Origin of the sequence: Aureimonas frigidaquae (genome assembly GCF_001463905.1) — a bacterium.
GTDB lineage: Bacteria > Pseudomonadota > Alphaproteobacteria > Rhizobiales > Rhizobiaceae > Aureimonas > Aureimonas frigidaquae.
Genome location: NZ_BBWR01000003.1, coordinates 93,829 through 112,502 on the forward strand (window position 1 = coordinate 93,829; position 18,674 = coordinate 112,502).

Consider the following 18,674-nt stretch of genomic DNA (forward strand, 5'->3'; position numbering starts at 1 on the left):
ATGACAGAACCACAGCTCAACTTTACCCGGGCCGAATATGCCGCGCGCCTGGACAAGACCCGCAAGGCCATGGCCGAGCGCGGGATCGACCTCCTCTACGTGTCCGACCCTTCCAACATGGCCTGGCTGACCGGGTATGACGGTTGGTCCTTCTACGTCCATCAGGGCGTGATCGTCCCGCCGGAGGGCGAGCCCGTCTGGTTCGGCCGCGGGCAGGACGGCAACGGCGCGAAGCGGACGGCCTATCTGTCGCACGACAATATCATCGGCTATGCGGATCATTACGTGCAGTCGACCGAGCGCCACCCCATGGACTACCTGTCCCAGGTGATCGCGGAGCGCGGCTGGGACCGCCTGTCCATCGGCGTGGAGATGGACAATTACTGGTTTTCGGCCGCGGCCTTCGCCTCGCTCACGCGGCACCTGCCCAATGCCCGGTTCCAGGATGCGACGGGGCTCGTCAACTGGCAGCGCGCCGTCAAGAGCGCGCAGGAGCTCGACTATATGCGCGTGGCGGCGAAGATCGTCGGCGCGATGCACCAGCGCATCGTCGAGCGGATCGAGCCGGGCATGCGCAAGTGCGACCTGGTGGCCGAGATCTACGATGCGGGCACGCGGGGGGTCGACGGCCATGGCGGCGATTACCCCGCCATCGTGCCGCTGCTGCCCTCCGGCGCCGACGCATCCGCGCCGCACCTGACCTGGGACGACAGGCCCATGCGGAGGGGCGAGGGGACATTCTTCGAGATCGCGGGATGCTACAAGCGCTACCATTGCCCGCTGTCGCGCACCGTTTTCCTGGGCAAGCCGACACAGGCCTTCCTGGATGCCGAGAAGGCGACGCTGGAAGGGATGGAGGCCGGCCTCGAGGCCGCGCGGCCGGGCAATAGCTGCGAGGATATCGCCAACGCTTTCTTTGCGGTCCTACGTAGATACGGCATCGTCAAGGACAACCGCACCGGTTACCCGATCGGCCTGTCCTATCCGCCGGACTGGGGCGAGCGCACCATGAGCCTGCGCCCGGGGGACCGGACGGTGCTGCAGCCCGGCATGACCTTCCACTTCATGACCGGCCTGTGGCTCGAGGATATGGGCCTGGAAATCACTGAATCCATCGCCATCACGCAGACCGGCGTCGAGATCCTGGCCGATGTTCCGCGCCAGCTCTTCGTCAAGGAATGACCGTCATGACATGCGTGGCGGACCAGCCCCCATCGCCCGTCGTGCCGACGATCGACCTTCACGCGCCGGGCGTGCGGCACGGCTTTCTGCGGCTGCCCTACAGCCGGGACGATTCCGCCTGGGGCTCGGTGATGATCCCGTTGACGGTGATCGCCAACGGGACGGGGCCGACGGCGCTCCTGACCGGCGGCAACCACGGCGACGAATATGAAGGCCCCATCGCCCTGTTCGACCTGGCGCGCAGCCTGCGGCCGGAGGAGGTGCAGGGCCGGGTCATTATCGTGCCGGCCATGAACTACCCCGCCTTCCGGGCGGGGACGCGGACCTCCCCCATCGACCGGGGCAACCTCAATCGCAGCTTTCCGGGCCGGCCGGACGGCACCGTGACGCAGAAGATCGCCGATGTCTTCCAGCGGCATCTCCTGCCCTTGGCCGATATCGTGCTCGACTTCCATTCCGGGGGGCGCACGCTCGATTTCGTGCCCTTCGCGGCCGCCCATATCCTGCCCGACAAGGCGCAGGAGGCGAAGAGCTTCGCGGCGGTCGCGGCCTTCGGCGCGCCCTACTCCATGAAGATGCTCGAGATCGACGCCGTCGGCATGTACGACACGGCGGCCGAAGCGCAGGGCAAGACCTTCGTCACCACCGAACTCGGCGGCGGCGGCACCGCCACCGCGCTGAGCGCGGGCATCGCCCGGCAGGGTGTCGCCAACCTCCTGCGGCATGCGGGCATATTGGAGGGCGACGTCGTTCCGGCGCCCACGCGCTGGCTCGACATGCCGTCCGATGCCTGCTTCACCTTCGCCGAACATGACGGGCTTTTCGAGCCGCTGGTGGACCTGGGCGCCCCGGTCGCAGAGGGCCAGGCCGTCGCGCGCATCTACCCGATCGAACGGACGGGCGCGCCCGTGGTGGAGCTGCGCGCAGGCCTTGGCGGCATTCTGGCGGCCCGCCATTTCCCCGGCCTCGTCAAGGCGGGCGACTGCGCAGCGGTGATCGGCACCCTCTGACGCAACCCACCGAACGGTGCCTCTTGCGTAAAACATGAAAGTGATATTCAACTTTCATATCGACAAAGCGCTGGGGGCACCTGCGGTGGCATTCACATCCCTGCATATCATCCTTGTCCTTGTTCCCTGCAGCGTCGCTGCCCTCTTCATGGGCGCGCGCTCGCAGGTGAGTTTCGTGGAATTTCTGGAAACGCTGCGAGCGATGGGGCAAGGTCGCTGGACCGCCATTCCGCTGGAACACGGCCTCGATGCCGGGGACCGGGGAAGGAACCGGGAGCTTGTTTAGAAAAATTCTAAAGACTCTTGAAAGCCGTGCGAAGAGGGTCTAGTTTGTAACCATTCCAGTTTGCAGGGCGCGGCCGATCCGGCGCGCCGGCGTTACGCGAGGTAAGTACCATGGGCCTGATCGCCGCAAAGATTGAACCGAACGCCAAGGAAGAGATCGTCAACGGTCTGACCCAGGCACTGGCGGAAACCGCCATCGAGACGCTGAAGGCCCAGAACTTCCACTGGAACGTCACCGGCTGGTCCTTTGGGCCGCTGCACGAACTGTTCCAGAAGATCTACGAGGATCATTTCGAGGCGCAGGACCTCCTGGCCGAACGCATCAAGGCGTTCGATGCCCATGCCGAAGGCCGTTACTCGGTCTATCTGGAGCGCAGCGCGATCCAGGAGCATGACGGCCATACGGATGCCAAATCCATGGTCGAGCTGCTCCTGGCCGACCAGGAGACGCTGTCCTCCACCCTGTCGGCCCTGGCGCAGGTCGCCGAGCAGCATGGCGATTGGGCGACCAACGACATGGCCACCGGCCGGATCGAAATTCACGACAAGTTCGCCTGGTTCCTGCGCGCCCATCTGAAGAACACCGCGTCCTGACGGGCGTCGGCGGGCCGAAATCTCGCCTGCCGATCAGAAGTTGCAGTTTTGCGAACCCCGCCGGCAACGGCGGGGTTTCTTGTTGCCGGGAACCCGCTAAAGTCCCGCTCGGCCAGAGGCTCGGAGGGGGACAGGATGAGCGTTGATGAAGCACCCGGCCGGCCGGGCATCGTCGCGACCTGGTCGTCCAGCGACAAGGACATGGTGACGACCAGCCTCGGCATGGCGCGCATCTGGGCCACGCTCGGCCACGGCATCTTGAACGAGGTCTACTGGCCGTCGACCGGCCGGCCGCAGATCCGCGATCTCGGCTTCATCGTCGTCGACGGGCATGGGACCTGGACCGAGGTGAAGCGCGCGGAGAACTACCTCTTCTCCATGCCAAAACCCTATGTTCCCCTGTCGCAGGTCGTGCATGAGGGGCCGGGATACCGCCTCGTCCTCGAAGTCCTGCCGCACCCGCTGCGCGATACGCTGCTGATCAAATACGCCCTGTCGGGCGAGGGGGCCCGGCTCTACGCGCTCCTTGCCCCGCATCTGGACGATGCGCAGGACAATACGGCAGAGGCCGGGGAGGATCTGGCGGCGCACCGGCCCGGCACGGCTTTGTGCCTGCGGGCGGACAAGGGTTTTTCGCGTACGAGCGCGGGCTTCGTCGGCGCCTCGGACGGATGGACGGATTTCTCGCGCAACGGTTCCATGCAATGGACCTATGGGCGTGCCGAAGGCGGCAATGTCGGCCTGATGGGGGAGCTGGCTTCCAATAGCGGGTTTCTGGCGCTCGGCTTTGCGGAAACGCCGGAAGGCGCGCGCACCCTGTCCCGTTCCAGCCTGGCCGACGATTACGACGAAACGCGCGCCATCTTCGTCAAGGGATGGGAAGACTGGGCCACGCGGCTGAAGCTTCCCTATGCCGCGCCCGAGCTGACAGAGGCCGCCGAGCGCTCGGCCATGGTGATCAAGGTCCACCGGGACCGCACCTTTGCCGGGGCCGTCGTCGCCAGCCTGAGCGTGCCCTGGGGCTCGAGCCACGACGATGCCGGCGGCTACCACCTGGTCTGGACGCGCGACACGGTGGAGGCGGCCCTGGCGCTTATCTGCGTCGGCCAGTTCGAGGATGCCGGCCGCACGCTGGACTATCTGATCGGCACGCAGGCGGCGGATGGAAGCTGGGCGCAGAACTATTATCCGGACGGGCGCGGCTACTGGAGCGGCCGCCAGCTCGACGAGGTCGCCCTGCCGGTGATCCTGGCGGCCAAGCTGGGTGCGGTCGGCCATCTGACGCATTCCCAGCCGGAAGAGGACATGGTCCGCAAGGCCGTCCGTTTCATCGCCTGTAACGGCCCGATGAGCGACCAGGACCGCTGGGAAGAGAATTCCGGCGCGAGCCCCTTCACCCTGGCCGCGATGATCTGCGCGCTCGTGGCAGGGGCCGCCTATTTCAGCGGTGCGGAGCGCGATTATGTCCTGTCGCTTGCCGATTGCTGGAACGAGCGCATCGAGGACTGGACCTATGTCCAGAATGGCGATCTCGGCCGCGAGCTGGGCCTGGACGGCTACTATATCCGCCTGTCCCCGCGCGCGGCCGATGGCGGCATCGACGGCATCGTCAGCCGCCGCAATGTCCTGCATGGGGAAATACCGGCCCGCAACCTCATCGGCCTGGAGTTCCTGACGCTGGTCCGGATGGGCCTGCGCTCCCCGGACGACCCGCGCATCGTGGGGACGGTGCGGCTGATCGATCGTGTGCTGCGGGCCGAGACGCCGTCCGGCCCGGCCTATTACCGCTACAATGGCGATGGATACGGCGAACATGCCGATGGCCGCCCCTTCGACGGGACGGGGATCGGCCGTCTCTGGCCGCTCCTTTCGGGCGAGCGCGGACATTACGCCGCGCTCAGCGGCGAGGATCCCGGCCCCTATCTCGATGCCATGATCCGCATGGTCGGGCGGGGCGGGCTCATTCCCGAACAGGTCTGGGACAGCGACCCGATCGCCGAGCGCGGCCTGTGGCCGGGCAAGCCCTCCGGCAGCGCCATGCCGCTCGTCTGGGCGCATGGCGAACTCATCAAGCTTCTGACGACGCGGGCAACCGGAACGCCGGTCGAACGCCTGCTGGACGTCAAGGATCGCTATCACGGCCAGCCGCCGCGCGCCGCTGTCTGGCACTGGCGGATCGGCAGTCCCTTCGCGGCCTTGCCCGCAGGCCGCGGCCTGATCGTGGAGGCCGCAACGCCCTTCCGTCTCCATTTCGGCTTCGACGGCTGGCAGGGGCCGGCCGACCTGACGGCCGAGCCGAACGGGTTGGGCATGTTCCTGGTCCGGTTCGACGCCCCCATGCTGGCCGGCCATTCGCGCCTGGACTTCACCTTCTACGACGTGGCCGCGGAGCGGTGGAGCGGCGTCGACCACGCCATCGCGCTCGGCTGACGGCCCCCGCCGTCAGACCTGCAGCGCCGTGTTCAGATAGAGCGCGAAGCCGCCCTTGAAGGCATTGGCATTGTCGCCGCGGCGGCAGTTGGGCGGCAGCTCGGTCAGCGCGCGCACATTGCCGCCGCCGATGACGACGTAATCGGGCTCGAGCGCGGCCGTCAGAAGCCCGACGGCCTTGAAGACATGCCGCTGCCATTTCGCGTGGCCGCGCTTCTCCAGGCTCGCCTCGCCCAGATAATTCTCGTAGCTGCGGCCCTTGCGGTAGGGAAGGTGCGCCAGCTCCATCGGCTGCGCCACATTGTTGACGATCATCGCGGCGCCGAGCCCGGTGCCAAGGCCGAGGAACAGCATCCGGCCGCCGTCGTAACTGCCGATCGCCTGCATCAGGGCATCGTTGACGACCCGGACCGGCTTGCCGAAGGCTTCGGCAAAGTCCATGCCGACCCAGCCGGGCGCCAGATTGTGCGGCTCTGCCAGGATCCTGTCGTGGATGACGGGGCCGGGATAGCCCATGGCGACGGCGTCGAAGTGCCATCCTTGCGCCAGTGCCAGAACGGTTTCCACCATGCCGGCGGCGGTCATGGCCGGGCCGGACTCGGCCTTGCGCTCCTCTCCGCCGGTGCTCGGCAGGATCTTGACATGCGAGCCGCCGATATCGATCGACAGGATCACGAGTTTCGTGCGGGGGGGGCGGCGTGCCATGGATCAGGCCTCCGGATCGACCCAGCCGCCGGGAGGGCCGAAACCCTCCATGGCGTCGGACGGCCCCCAGCTCCCCGGTGCATAGGGAAGCAGCGGCGTGCCGGCCTGAAGGACAGGATCCACGATCCGCCAGGCAAGCTCGGCGGCGTCCTGCCGGGTGAAGAGCTGGCGATTGCCGTCCATGGCATCGCCGATCAGGCGCTCATAGGGCATCATGTCGTCGGTCGTGTTGTCGACAGCCGACAGTTCCACCGCCTCTCCGAGCATCTCGCTGCCCGGCGCCTTGCGGCGCGCACCGATGGCGATGGACACTTCCGGGCCGACCCGGAAGCGCAGATAGTTGGGCGGCGTCGTATCGACATCCCTGAACATGGCGATGGGTGGATGGCGGAAGCGCACCACCACTTCGGTGGCCCGCACCGGCAGGTTCTTGCCGGCGCGGATATAGAAGGGCACCCCGTTCCAGCGCCATGTATCCACGAACAGGCGGACGGCGGCGAAGGTCTCCACCGTGGAATCGGGCGCAACGCCCGGCTCCGCCCGGTAGCCGTCGAACTGGCCCCGGACGACGTCCGGCGGCGTCAGCGGCCGCATGGCTTTCAGCACCTGCACCTTCTCGTCGTTCAGGTCGTCTGCGGCGGTGGTGACCGGCGGCTCCATGGTCAGGAGCAGGAGCACGTTGACGAGGTGGTTCTGGATCACGTCCCGGATGCAGCCGACTTCGTCATAGAAGCGCCCGCGCCCGGCCACGCCGAAATTTTCGGCCATGGTCAGCTGCACGCTCTCCACATAGGTCCGGTTCCAGACCGGTTCGAGGAAGGCATTGGCAAAGCGGAAATACAGAAGATTCTGGATCGCCTCCTTGCCGAGATAGTGGTCGATCCGGAACAGCGCGTCTTCGGCAAAGACGGCATGCAGCACCGCGTTAAGATCCCTTGCCGAGGCGAGATCGTGCCCGAAAGGCTTCTCGACCATCAGCCGCGCCCCTTGCGCCAGGCCGGCGGCCGAAAGGCCCTGCACCACCGTCTCGAACAGGGACGGCGGTATGGCCAGGTAGAAGAGGGGATGCTGTGCCTGTCCGAGGGCCTGCCCCAGCGCGGCGAAGGTCTCGGGGGCACGGTAGTCCCCGCGCACATAGTTCAGGAGCCCCTTCAGCCGGGCGAAGATCGCCTCGTCCACCGTGCCGAAGACGGCGGCGATGCCGTCATGGGCACGGGCGGCCAGTTGCTCGACGGTCCAGTCGTCCAGCGCGACGCCGATGACGGGCTCGCGCAGGTGACCGTGCCGGACCATCTGGTAGAGCGAGGGAAAGATCATCTTGTGGGCAAGGTCGCCGGTCGCCCCGAAGACGACCAGGGCCTGCGAGCGCTGCGCCGCCATCTCAAGCATCCTTCGGCTTTTCGTCGTGGCCGCCGAAGGCGGCCCGCATGGCCGAAAGGAGCTTGTTGGCAAAATCGTCGTTGCCGCGTGAGGCGAAGCGGTTGAAGAGCGCCGTCGCCAGGACCGGCGCGGGAACGCCGGTGTCCACCGCTGCGCGCAGGGTCCACCGCCCTTCGCCCGAATCCGAGACATGGCCCGCGAAATGGTCCAGCGTCGGATCGCGATCGAGCGCCTGCGCCGTCAGGTCGAGGAGCCAGGAGCCGATCACGCTGCCATGCCGCCACACTTCCGTGACGGCCGGCAGGTCGATGTCGAAGCGGTAATAATGCGGATCGTCGAGCGGCGCCGTCTCGGCATCCGCGGCGCGGGGCCGGTTGCCGGCATTGGCGGCCTTCAGGATGTTGATGCCTTCCGCATAGGCGGCCATCATCCCGTACTCGATCCCGTTATGGACCATCTTCACGAAATGCCCGGAGCCGGAGGGCCCGCAATGGAGGTAGCCCTGGCGCGCCGTCTGCGAGGTGCCGGCCTCACCGCCTTGCCCGTTCTGCCCCGGGGCCAGCGCGGCGAAGATCGGATCCAGGCGGTGCACGGGCTCGTCCGGGCCGCCGATCATCAGGCTGTAGCCACGATCGAGGCCCCAGACGCCACCGCTCGTCCCCACATCCACCACGCCGATGCCACGGGGCGCGAGTTCGTCCGCCAGATCGACCGCGTCGCGATAGTAGGAGTTGCCGCCGTCGATCAGCGTGTCGCCGGCCTGCATGCCGCCGGCCAGCTCGCGTGCGATCTTGCCGGTGATGGCCGCCGGCAGCATGAGCCAGACGGCGCGGGGCGGGTTGAGCGCGGCCAGGAAGGCGTCCATCGTGTCGGCGCCGGTGGCGCCTTCCGCGGCCAGGGCCGCGACATTGGCCGGATTGACGTCGAACACCACGCAATCATGCCCGGCCCGCATGAGCCGCCGCACCATATTGGCGCCCATGCGCCCCAGCCCAATCATTCCGATCTGCATGTCGGCTCCCGACTCCGTGGCTCGGCGCCGGCGGCGCGTCCTTCGCCGCTAGACTTATTCCCCGGCGGCGTCTCCACAATAGGGCAACCACGGATTTTAGCATCCGGCAAATTCGCCGGCGCGCATGGCATGTGGCGTCCGCGTTCCCCCCGCGAACCGCGCGGACACGCGGCTCGCGGGGTTGGGGCGCCGGGTCAGGCGTGGGAGATGCGCGTGCCCAGGACCGCCATGCATTCGCGCATGAAGGCGGCCAGCCCCGTCCATCCCTTGGCCGACACCATATTGCCGTCGACATAGGCCTCGTGCGGGGCCACATCGACATAGGTGCCGCCGGCCAGGATCACCTCCGGCTCGCAGGCGCCGAGCGCGGCGACCTTCTTCCCCCGCACGACCCCGTCCACCGCGATCAGGATTTGGACCCCGTGGCAGATGGTGAAGATCGGCTTGCCGGTTTCGTGGAAATGCCGGACCATGGCCTGGATGCGACGGTCCGTGCGGATATATTCCGGGCCACGTCCGCCGGCGCAGTAGACCGCGTCGTAACTGTCGAGGTCGATCTCGGAAAAGGTCTTGTTGATCTCGGCCAGATGGCCGAACCGCTCGATATAGGTCTGGTGCCCCTCGAAGTCGTGCAGCGAGGTCTGGATCCGGTCGCCCTTGTTCTTGTCCGGGCAGACGACATGGACCGTGTGGCCCACCGCCTCCATTCCCTGCTGGAACACGAAGATCTCGTATTCTTCGGTGAACTCACCGCAAAGCATCAATATGGTCTTGCCGCTCATGTAAAACTCCTCCGCTGCCGGCATGTGGGATCCGGAACGCGGGACGCGCCCCGGCAAAACTTCAGAAAGGGCTGTCCGGGAAATAGAACTGGTCCGCGTTCTGAGGGGTGATGAGCGGCGCATCCAGCTTGAAGGTGCCCCGCATGGGCGCCTGGCCGGCAAACTGCGCCGCCGTCATGTAGATGGCGGACTTGATCATGGACGGGGGATAGGGCGTGGAGACCGGCGTCATGGCGTTTTCCGCCTTCACCAGCTCGATCACGTCCTTCATGCCGTTGCCGCCCAGCGCATATTTGATGTCCGTGCGGCCGGATTCCTTGACCGCCTCCAGAACGCCGAGCAGCATGTCGTCGTCATTGGCCCAGACGGCATCGATCTGCGGGTACTTGGCCAGATAGTCCTGCATCAGCTTGAAGGCTTCGTCCTGGTTCCAGTTCGCATACTGGATGTCGAGGATCTCGACCTGCGTATCCTTCATGACGTCGGTGAAGCCCTTGATGCGCTCGTCGTCGATGACCGTCGGGATGCCGCGCAGCACCACGATCTTGCCCTGGTTGCCGAGCTTCTCGGCCATCCAGTGGGCGGTGTTCGCCCCGACGGCGATGTTGTCGCCCGCCACGTAGAGGTCCTGGATCGAGGGATCGGTCAGGCCACGATCGACGACGGCGATGAAGGTGCCGTTCGCCTTCACCTGTTCGACCGGCCCGGTGAGCTCCTCCGAGGTGAAGGGCAGGATCACCAGCGCATCCAGCGTCTGGGATGCGGACAGATCCTCCAGCGCCGAGACCTGCGCGGTCGCGGAGGGAGAGGTCTTGACGATCACGTCGATATTAGGGAAGGCCGCCTCGATCTCCTTCTCGGCCTGTTCGGCGTGGTAGACCACGCCGCCCGTCCAGCCATGCGTGGCCGCCGGAATGGAAACGGCGATGGTCTTCTTGTCCTGCGCCGCCGCGCCGCCCGCCAGTGCCGCGACAAGGCCCATGGCCGAAGCCGCGAAGAGCCCTTTCGTGATGAGATGCGTCATCGGTTCCTCCCGTTATGTGCCCCCTCCCGGGGCGTTGTTATCGGATGAAGCGGTGGGCGAGCATCGCCAGGATGATGATCACACCCTGTACGGCGGCCACGAGATATTCGGAGACGAGGTTCGACAGGACCATCAGGTTGGCGATGGCCTCCAGGATCAGCGCCCCCGCGACGGTCCCCAGGAGCCGCGCCCGGCCCCCGCGCAGGAGCGTGCCGCCGATCACCACCGCGGTGATCACCTGAAGCTCCCAGAGCTGGCCCGTGGTCGGCGTCGCTGCGCCGAGGCGCGGGATGTAGCAGATGGCCGCGATCGCCACGCACAGGCCCTGGATCACATAGGCCGCCGTCCTGACGCCGGCGACGGAAACGCCGGAGAAGCGGGCGACATCGGCGTTGGAGCCTGCCGCCATGCAGCGGCGCCCGTAGCGCGTGCGGTACAGGACGAAGCCGGCCACCAGCACCACCGCGATGGTGATCAGCACCGGCACCGGGATGCCGAGAACGTTGCCGAAGTAGAGCGGGCGGTAGGGCTCGCGCAGGGCGCGGTCCATGGGGATTGATCCGCCATCCGACATCCAGGTGATGAGCGCCCGGAAGATCCCCATCGTCCCGAGCGTGGCGATGAAGGGTTCGATCCTGCCGATGGTCACGATCAGCCCGTTGACGAGCCCGCAGGCGGCACCGACCATGAGCCCCACCAGCGCGCCGACCAGGATGGCGTTGGCCCCGAGGGTCGGCTCCAGACGGTTCATGGTCAGGATCATGATGCCGGTGACGAAGGCCATCATCGAGCCGACGGACAGGTCCAGGCAGCCGGACGAGATGACGAAGGTGGCGCCGACCGCGATGATGGCGATGAAGGCCGACCGGGTCACGACATTGGCGATATTGGTCCCGCTCAGGAAGCTGGAATTGAGGGCCATGCCCAGGACGATCACCAGCGCCAGCGCGATGAACGGCGCCAGTTCGGCGAGACGGATCCGTGCGGGCGCCTTAGTGGCTCCCACCTGCGTGGCTATGCTGGACACTGTCAGACCCTCCCCGGTCCTTGACGGCGAATGCGCTGGAAGCCTGGCCGCTCGTCGCCGCATAGACGACGTTCTCCTCGGTGATCTCACCCCCGGCCAGTTCGGCCACGATGCGCCCCCCGCGCATCACCAGGATGCGATCGGACAGCCCGACCAGTTCCGGCAGCTCCGAGGAAATGACGATGCAGGCCTTGCCCGAGCGCACCAGCCGGTCGATGAAATCGTAGATCTGGCTCTTGTTGCCGATGTCGATGCCGCGTGTCGGCTCGTCGATGACGATGACCGAGGGATCGGCCAGCATCAGCTTGGCCAGGAGCAACTTCTGCTGGTTGCCTCCTGAAAGCTGTCCGGCGGTCAGATGGTTCGACCGGACCCGGATATCGTAGCGTGACACGGCCTCGTCGAGCCGCTCCATGTCGCGCCGCCGGTCGAGCGCCAGGCCGGGCTGCACCGCATCCAGCGCCTGGAGCGTCAGATTGGTGGCGAGCGGTTCGTCCAGGAGAAGGCCTTTGCCCTTGCGATCCTCCGTCAGGTAGACGAGGCCGGCCTCCTGCCAGCGCCGCACGGACCGGCTTGTGACGGGTCGGCCTGCCAGGCGCACCTGGCCGGCCGTGGCCGGGCGCAGGCCCATCAGCCCTTCGAAGAGCTCGGTGCGGCCGGCGCCGACCATGCCGCCGATGCCGAGCACTTCGCCCGGCCTTACGCTAAGACTGGCGGTGGCCAGCCCCTGTTCGACACAGAGATCCTCCACCTCCAGAAGGGGCGCTGCCGCGGATGGCCCGCGCTTGGCCGGATAGAGATGGCCGAGTTCGCGCCCGACCATCAGCTCCGCCATCCGCCGTTGCGTCAGCCCGGAGGCGGGCCAGGTGCCCACCATACGCCCGTCCCGCAGCACGGTGATGCGGTCGGCCAGGGCTTCCACCTCGTCCAGCCGGTGGGAAATATAGAGGACCGAGACGCCCCGCGCGCGCAACCCACGCACCACGTCCAGGAGCGCGGCCACCTCGTGCTGCGCCAGCATGGCCGTCGGCTCGTCGAAGATGACGAGTTTGCGCGGCTCCATCAGCGCCCGCGCGATCTGGACGAGCTGCCGCTGCGCCAGGGGCAGGGCGCTGACCAGGTCTCCCGCATGGCACCGCGCCCCGATCGATCCGAGCACCGTGGCGGTGCGCTGGTTCATGGCGCGGTCGTCCAGCATGATCCCCCGCCGCAGCTCGCGGCCGAGAAACAGGTTTTCGGCGACGGTCAGATCCGGCGCCAGAAGGATCTCCTGGTGGACGAGCACGATCCCGGCGCCTTCGGCCGCCGCCGCGCCGGAAAATTCGACCACCCGTCCCTCGAGCGACAGCCGTCCGGCCGTCGGCCGGACATAGCCCGACAGAAGCTTCATCAGGGTTGACTTGCCCGCGCCATTCTCACCGATGATGGCGTGGACCTCGCCCGGGCGGATATCGAGGGTGATGTCCGACAGGACGGTGATGGGCCCGTAGGCCTTGCCCAGACCTTCGGCATGCAACGTGGCCTGCCCGTATCGGGCGGGCTCTGGATCGGGCGCGTCGCCCCGGCGCGGTGCCTGGGCCCTCATTCGAAGGCCAGCATCAGGCGCCCGCGCGAGCGGGTGATGTGCTCGCGCATGGCGTGTTCGGCAGCCGTGGCATCGCCCCGGCGGAAGGCGTCCATGATCGCCTCGTGCTCGGTCAGCGCTTCCTGCGTGACGCGGCTGTGGAACAGGAGGCGGAACAGGTGCAGATGCACGTGCTGGTCCGCCATCGCCCGCCGGACGACCGCGTTTCCGGCGATCTTCAGGATTTCGTCGTGGAAGACGGCGTCGGTCCGCGCGAAGCGGGAGTAGCGGCTCGTCCTGTCGACCGGCGCTTCGCCCTGGCTCATATCGCAGGCCATGGCATCCAGCCGCGCCAGCGCGTCCTCGTCCATCCGTGCGGCGGCATTGCGGGCGGCGTCCGGCTCGACGAGCAGGCGGAAGTCGAACAGATCCTCGAACTGCTTGCGGCTGTGCTGCGGCGCGGCGCTGTAGCCGATCAGATGCGCCTTGCGCACCAGCCCTTCGGTTTCGAGCCGCGACAGCGCCTCACGGACCGGGGTTTGCGACACGTCCAGATTGCGCGCGATGAGGTCGATGGGAAGCCGCGCCCCGGGCGCGATCTCGAGCGACATGAGCCGCTCGTAGATACTGTCATAGACCCACTCCACAACGCTTCCCGGCCGGCCTGTCGCCGCTCCGGAGCGTTCGCGTTCCGCTGTGATCGCCATGTCGTCAGATCCAAGATTGAACAGCCAGAGGTTTACAAAGCTCATATCGAATGTCAAACACAATATCGTATACGATCCGATTTTGAATGGCAGGGCGCATGCCCGAGGGGAGGGCAAGGACATGATGGACGATTTCGGGGTTATGCGGTCTCCACGTGAGATCCTCTTCGGCGCCGGGCAGCGGCATGCCTTGGGCGGCCTCGTCGCCCGGCGCGGCAGTCGGGCGCTCGTCGTGACCGATGCGCGGCTTGCGGCCGATCCGCAGTTCAACCAAATGATCGCGGATCTGGAGCACCAGGGCGTTACAGTCCGCATCGATGCGAGCTGCCAGCCCGATGTGCCGGCGGAGACGGCCGTGGCTGCGGCAGACGCGGCACGGGGCTATGCGCCCGATATCGTTGTGGGCGTGGGCGGAGGCTCCTGCCTGGACATGGCCAAGTGCCTGTCCCTGCTGCTCGCCCATGGCGGGCGGCCCGCGGACTATTACGGGGAGCTGAAGGTGCCGGGGCCGGTCGTGCCGCTGGTCGCCGTCCCGACCACGGCGGGTACGGGGTCCGAAGTCACGCCGGTGGCGGTCCTGTCCGACAGCGAACGCAGCCTGAAGGTCGGCATTTCGAGCCCCTATCTCATCCCGGACCTTGCGCTCTGCGATCCGGAACTGACGCTGACCTGCCCGCCGGGTCTGACGGCGATCGCCGGCGCGGATGCCATGACGCATGCCATCGAGGCCTTCACGGCCAGCCGGTCCGAGGCGAACCCGGCGCTGGTGCGCGACCGCGTCTTCGTGGGCAAGAACATTCTGTCCGATCACTTCGCGCTCGCGGCCATCGAGCTCTTGTGGAGCGGGCTGGCGGCCGCTTGTGCCGATGGCGGCGACCTTGCGGCACGCTCCCGCGTGATGCGGGGGGCCACGCTGGCGGGCCTGGCCTTCGGCGTGGCGGGCACGGCCGCCGCTCATGCGATCCAGTACCCCGTCGGCGCCCTGACCCATACGCCGCACGGCGCGGGTGTCGCCTGCCTCATGCCCTATGTCATGGCCTACAACCGGCCCAAGATCGAGCCGGAACTGGATGCCATCGCGCAGGTCATCGGCGTCGCCTCCGGCGCGGAGGTGATCGATGCGGTGGCGGGCCTGTTCCAGCGCATCGGCCTGCCGCGCAGCTTGCGCGATCTCGGCCTGCCGGAAGACCGCCTCGACTGGGTGGCCGAGCAGTCCTGCGGCATCGAGCGGCTCCTGCGCAACAACCCCCGGCCGCTCGACCGGCCATCCATGAACAGGCTCGTCCATGCCGCCTTCGTCGGCGATACGGCCGGGCTTTCCTGAGTGTCTGAAGGAGAGATGACCATGCTCGATCGCCCCGACCCGTCCTATGCCGACCCAACCGTCCATGCGGAAGGCCTGTTCATCGGCGGTGCCTGGTTGCCCGGAACGGGCATCGACGTGACGGACCCTGCAACCGGAACGGTTTTGGCCAAAGTGGCCGATGCGTCCGTCGAACAGGGCCTGCAGGCGGTCGAGGCCGCCTATGCCGCCGCGTCCGCCTGGCGCGCGACCCCGCCCCGCCGCCGCAGCGAGATCCTGATGCGTTGGTTCGAGCTCATGAAGGAGCATGCCGAAGACCTGGCGACCCTGATATCGCTGGAGAATGGAAAAGCGCTGCCGGACGCACGGGGCGAGGTGGCCTACGCCGCCGAATTCTTCCGCTGGTATGGCGAGGAGGCCGTGCGCATCGCCGGCGAGTTCCGCCACGCGCCGTCGGGCGCCAACCACATTCTGGTGGATCACGACCCGATCGGCGTCTGCGTCCTGATCACGCCGTGGAACTTCCCCGCCGCCATGGCAACGCGCAAGATCGGGCCCGCTTTGGCCGCTGGCTGCACGGTGGTCCTCAAGCCGGCCAGCGAAACGCCGCTGACCGCCTATGCCATGGCGCGGCTGGGTGAAGCGGCCGGGGTTCCGGCCGGCGTCGTCAACGTCGTGACCACCACGAAGCCCGGCCCGGTCGTCGGCGCCATGCTGGCCGATCCGCGCGTGCGCAAACTGTCCTTCACCGGGTCGACGGCCGTGGGCCGCCGCCTTCTGGCGGAGGCGGCGGGCTCGGTCGTCTCCTGTTCGATGGAGCTCGGCGGCAACGCGCCCTTCCTGGTGTTCGACGATGCCGATCTGGAAGCTGCGCTGGACGGGGCGATGACCGCCAAGATGCGCAATGCGGGCGAGGCCTGCACGGCGGCGAACCGCTTCTACGTCCAGTCCGGCATTTACGACCGCTTTGCCCAGGGCCTCAGCGCCCGCATGGCGGCCTTGACGGTCGGGGCGGGAACCGAGGCTGGAACCGAGGTCGGCCCGATGATCACCGCCGCGGCCGTGGACAAGATCGACCGCCTCGTGCGCGATGCGGTGGCGCAGGGCGGAACGGTCCTGACCGGCGGCCAGGCGGCGAAGGGCCCCGGCTTCTACTACCCGCCGACGGTCCTCACCGACGTGCCGCCCGATGCCGCCATGGCGCGGGAGGAAATCTTCGGCCCCGTCGCCGCTCTGTACCGGTTCGACACGGAGGAGGAAGCGATCCGGCAGGCCAACGATACTGAGTATGGGCTCGCCGCCTACATCTTTTCCAAGGACCTATCCCGGGCGCTGCGCGTCGGCCGGGGGATCGAAAGCGGCATGATCGCCATCAATCGGGGGCTGATGTCCGATCCGGCGGCCCCCTTCGGCGGCACCAAGCAGAGTGGGCTGGGGCGCGAGGGCGGCGTGACGGGCATTGCCGAATATCTCGAGCCGAAATATTTCGCCGTGAACTTCTGAGGGAACCATGGCCGCCGATCCTTACCGGAACCGGGACGTCATCGCCGATTTCGATGCCGTGATGGACGAGATCGCCGCGCGGTCGGCCGAACTGTCGGCCCGCGTCGCCCTGACCGAGGGCGTGCCCTATGGCGCCGGCGCGCGGGAAAAGCTGGACGTGATCGCCCCGCGCGCCCCGGCGCGCGGCTGCCCGATCCACCTGTTCCTGCATGGCGGCTACTGGCGCTCGGGCCGGCGGGAGGATCACCGGCTCGTTGCCGCGCCGGTCCTGGCCGCCGGCGGCATCGCCGTCCTGGCGGGCTATGATCTGATGCCCGGTGTCGGGCTGGCCCATATCGTCGGCCAGGTTCGTGCGGCAGCCCGGGCCACGGCCGCCATGGCCGGGCGGCTCGGCGCCGATCCGGCACGCCTGTCGGTGAGTGGCCATTCGGCCGGCGCGCATCTGGCAAGCTACCTCGCGGCGACGGCGCCGCATGAGACCGCGCCGCTCGCCCTGCCCGCGCTCACCGGCATGCTGCTCGTCAGCGGCCTTTACGACCTGTCCGAGATCCCGACGAGCTTCCTGAAGGACGAAACCCGCATGACGGTGGCAGAAGCACAGGCCTGGTCGCCCCTGCGGGCGCGGCATCGGCCGGTGCCGATCCGCATCCTGACCCGCGGCACGCGGGAGACGGAACCGTTCCACCGGCAGTGCCAGGAGATGCACACCCTGCTCGGCACGCTTGGCCTTGCAAGCGAGGAACGCGTGGAAGACGGCCTCGACCACCTGCGCGTGGTGCTCGCCCTCGCCGACCCGGGCGCGGGGCTCGGGCGCCGGCTCGCCGACCTTGTCGCCGCGCCCTCGACCGGACAGGGCCGGCCGGTAGACCGCTAGCGCGGCACGCGCGGCGAGGCCGCCGGGGTCCCGCCTTCGCCGCCCGTCTTGTCACGCTCGCGCCACAGGGCCGGGATGGCCAGCAGCGATATGCCGAGGAAGGCGATGAGCGTCTTGGTCAACTCGGAGAAGACCGGTGTCTTCAGGTCGACATAGATCAGCCCGTAGACGATGATGATGTGCCAGGCATAGACCTGCAGCGAGTGACGCCCGATCAGTTGCAGGAACTGCAGCGTCATCACCCAATGCAGCGCATTGGCGATGGCGCGGACGAAGGCGAAGCGGTGCCGGGGCCCGGCAATGGCCAGCCAGGCAACGCCCGCCGCAGCCGCCACGAAGTTCAAAAGATAGACCGGACCGAAGGTCGCCCGGACCTCGAAGGGCATGAAGCGCTGCAGCAGGTCCTCGGACATCAGGCCATAGCCCGTCGCCACCCGCAGGGGCAGGAAGAACAGGCAGACCGCCAGTGCCGCAACGGGAATGATGCTGCGCTCCGGCGAGAAGACCCGCGTCCAGTCGATTTTCTTCTGCGCCGTCAGGGTGCCGAGGACCACGCCGGAAAAGAACACCGTCTGCCAGGCCAGGATGTTGAAATGCGCGCGGATGCCGAATTGCCCCTCGCCAACGAGCGCGCGGTCGATGGGCGTGGTCAGGACGGTCTGCAGGCCGAGCTGCACCGTGAACCACAAGAGGAACGACACGAGCGCCACGACCCCCCACCGCCCGTTCAGGCACAGCCAGAGCGCGAAGGGCGCGACCAGCATGTACAGGATGTATTGCGGCAGGATGTCCATATAGGTGGGCTGGTAGACCATCAGCATGGCCGAGATCACGCGCACCGGGTCGGTGATGGACAGATCCCCCATCCAGGGTGACCAGAGCTGCGCGGCATCGGGCAGGAGCGCGGCGGCCACGAGCAGGATGGCGAGCGCGACGAGGACATAGACGTAGAGCTGCCGTGCGCGGCGCCAGACGGCGGACGCGCCGGCCATGAAGCCGCTCTTGATCATCTTGCGTGCATAGACGAGCCCGACCAGGAGGCCCGACAAAAAGATGAACCCCTGCGCGTCCTCCACAAAGGCGAGCTGGTTGTGATTGAGCTTCACCAGCCAGTAGCCACCGGTGAAGTTCAGGTGGTTGATCATCATGAACACGAGGAAATAGCCCCTCAGCCCATCGATGAACTGCAGCCTGTTCATGGCACGACCCAGAGATTCCCGTTGAAAGCCGCCGGACTTTAAACCTGTGGTAGTGCTCGAAATAGGGCCACGTGCTTGAATTTCGAGTGGGGT

Annotated in this window: 17 protein-coding genes; 8 read left to right on the forward strand and 9 right to left on the reverse strand. The window is 67.3% G+C overall.

Features of this window, described 5'->3' with window-relative positions; all coding sequences use genetic code 11:
- From doeA to AUL30_RS04205, 5 genes are all read left to right on the forward strand, one after another.
- The gene (gene doeA, locus AUL30_RS04185) at nt 1–1,182 is read left to right on the forward strand and encodes an ectoine hydrolase DoeA (RefSeq protein WP_062226611.1); all 1,182 of its coding nucleotides are present in this window, start codon (nt 1–3) and stop codon (nt 1,180–1,182) included.
- 5 nt (nt 1,183–1,187) lie between these two features.
- On the forward strand, nt 1,188–2,192 hold the full coding sequence (gene doeB / locus AUL30_RS04190; RefSeq protein ID WP_062226824.1) for a N(2)-acetyl-L-2,4-diaminobutanoate deacetylase DoeB: 1,005 nt from the start codon (nt 1,188–1,190) through the stop codon (nt 2,190–2,192).
- Between the two features lie 34 nt (nt 2,193–2,226).
- Complete coding sequence (locus AUL30_RS04195) at nt 2,227–2,478, forward strand: hypothetical protein (RefSeq protein ID WP_062226612.1); 252 nt, start codon at nt 2,227–2,229, stop codon at nt 2,476–2,478.
- A gap of 110 nt (nt 2,479–2,588) precedes the next feature.
- Nucleotides 2,589–3,071 carry a Dps family protein gene (locus AUL30_RS04200; protein ID WP_062226613.1) on the forward strand — a complete coding sequence of 161 codons (483 nt, stop codon included), beginning with the start codon at nt 2,589–2,591 and terminating at the stop codon, nt 3,069–3,071.
- Nucleotides 3,072–3,206: 135 nt separating this feature from the next.
- On the forward strand, nt 3,207–5,501 hold the full coding sequence (locus tag AUL30_RS04205) for a glycoside hydrolase family 15 protein (RefSeq protein ID WP_062226614.1): 2,295 nt from the start codon (nt 3,207–3,209) through the stop codon (nt 5,499–5,501).
- 12 nt (nt 5,502–5,513) lie between these two features.
- Here AUL30_RS04205 and AUL30_RS04210 read toward each other — a convergent pair whose 3' ends face one another.
- The 8 genes from AUL30_RS04210 to AUL30_RS04245 all read right to left on the reverse strand — a co-directional run bounded on the left by AUL30_RS04210 (nt 5,514) and on the right by AUL30_RS04245 (nt 13,702).
- Nucleotides 5,514–6,206 (reverse strand): ROK family protein, encoded by a 693-nt coding sequence (locus AUL30_RS04210; RefSeq protein ID WP_062226615.1) that lies wholly within the window; start codon nt 6,204–6,206, stop codon nt 5,514–5,516.
- Between the two features lie 3 nt (nt 6,207–6,209).
- Nucleotides 6,210–7,586, reverse strand: coding sequence for a glucose-6-phosphate dehydrogenase (gene zwf, locus AUL30_RS04215; RefSeq protein ID WP_062226616.1), 1,377 nt, complete (start codon nt 7,584–7,586; stop codon nt 6,210–6,212).
- Nucleotide 7,587: 1 nt separating this feature from the next.
- Nucleotides 7,588–8,598, reverse strand: coding sequence for a phosphogluconate dehydrogenase (NAD(+)-dependent, decarboxylating) (gene gnd, locus AUL30_RS04220; protein WP_062226617.1), 1,011 nt, complete (start codon nt 8,596–8,598; stop codon nt 7,588–7,590).
- A 194-nt stretch (nt 8,599–8,792) separates the two neighbouring features.
- Complete coding sequence (locus tag AUL30_RS04225; RefSeq protein ID WP_062226825.1) at nt 8,793–9,380, reverse strand: DJ-1/PfpI family protein; 588 nt, start codon at nt 9,378–9,380, stop codon at nt 8,793–8,795.
- A gap of 61 nt (nt 9,381–9,441) precedes the next feature.
- Entirely contained in the window at nt 9,442–10,404 is a 963-nt protein-coding gene (locus tag AUL30_RS04230) for a substrate-binding domain-containing protein (RefSeq protein ID WP_062226618.1), read from the reverse strand.
- A gap of 37 nt (nt 10,405–10,441) precedes the next feature.
- On the reverse strand, nt 10,442–11,431 hold the full coding sequence (locus AUL30_RS04235; RefSeq protein ID WP_407638260.1) for an ABC transporter permease: 990 nt from the start codon (nt 11,429–11,431) through the stop codon (nt 10,442–10,444).
- Nucleotides 11,397–13,016, reverse strand: coding sequence for a sugar ABC transporter ATP-binding protein (locus tag AUL30_RS04240; protein WP_062226619.1), 1,620 nt, complete (start codon nt 13,014–13,016; stop codon nt 11,397–11,399). The genes AUL30_RS04235 and AUL30_RS04240 overlap by 35 nt, the downstream gene beginning before the upstream one ends.
- Nucleotides 13,013–13,702, reverse strand: coding sequence for a GntR family transcriptional regulator (locus tag AUL30_RS04245; protein WP_062226827.1), 690 nt, complete (start codon nt 13,700–13,702; stop codon nt 13,013–13,015). Before AUL30_RS04245 ends, AUL30_RS04240 begins: the two co-directional genes overlap by 4 nt.
- 124 nt (nt 13,703–13,826) lie before the next feature.
- Here AUL30_RS04245 and AUL30_RS04250 point away from each other — a divergent pair, with 124 nt between their 5' ends.
- Genes AUL30_RS04250 through AUL30_RS04260 form a run of 3 tightly spaced genes read left to right on the forward strand, consistent with a single transcriptional unit; the run spans nt 13,827 to nt 17,382 of the window.
- Nucleotides 13,827–15,026, forward strand: a complete 1,200-nt coding sequence (locus tag AUL30_RS04250; protein WP_062226828.1) for an iron-containing alcohol dehydrogenase — start codon at nt 13,827–13,829, stop codon at nt 15,024–15,026.
- 15 nt (nt 15,027–15,041) lie between these two features.
- Complete coding sequence (locus AUL30_RS04255; RefSeq protein ID WP_062226620.1) at nt 15,042–16,508, forward strand: NAD-dependent succinate-semialdehyde dehydrogenase; 1,467 nt, start codon at nt 15,042–15,044, stop codon at nt 16,506–16,508.
- 7 nt (nt 16,509–16,515) lie between these two features.
- Nucleotides 16,516–17,382 (forward strand): alpha/beta hydrolase, encoded by an 867-nt coding sequence (locus AUL30_RS04260; RefSeq protein WP_062226621.1) that lies wholly within the window; start codon nt 16,516–16,518, stop codon nt 17,380–17,382.
- Here the strand turns inward: AUL30_RS04260 and AUL30_RS04265 are convergent.
- On the reverse strand, nt 17,379–18,581 hold the full coding sequence (locus AUL30_RS04265) for an OpgC family protein (protein ID WP_062226622.1): 1,203 nt from the start codon (nt 18,579–18,581) through the stop codon (nt 17,379–17,381). The genes AUL30_RS04260 and AUL30_RS04265 overlap by 4 nt on opposite strands.
- Nucleotides 18,582–18,674: the final 93 nt, after the last annotated feature.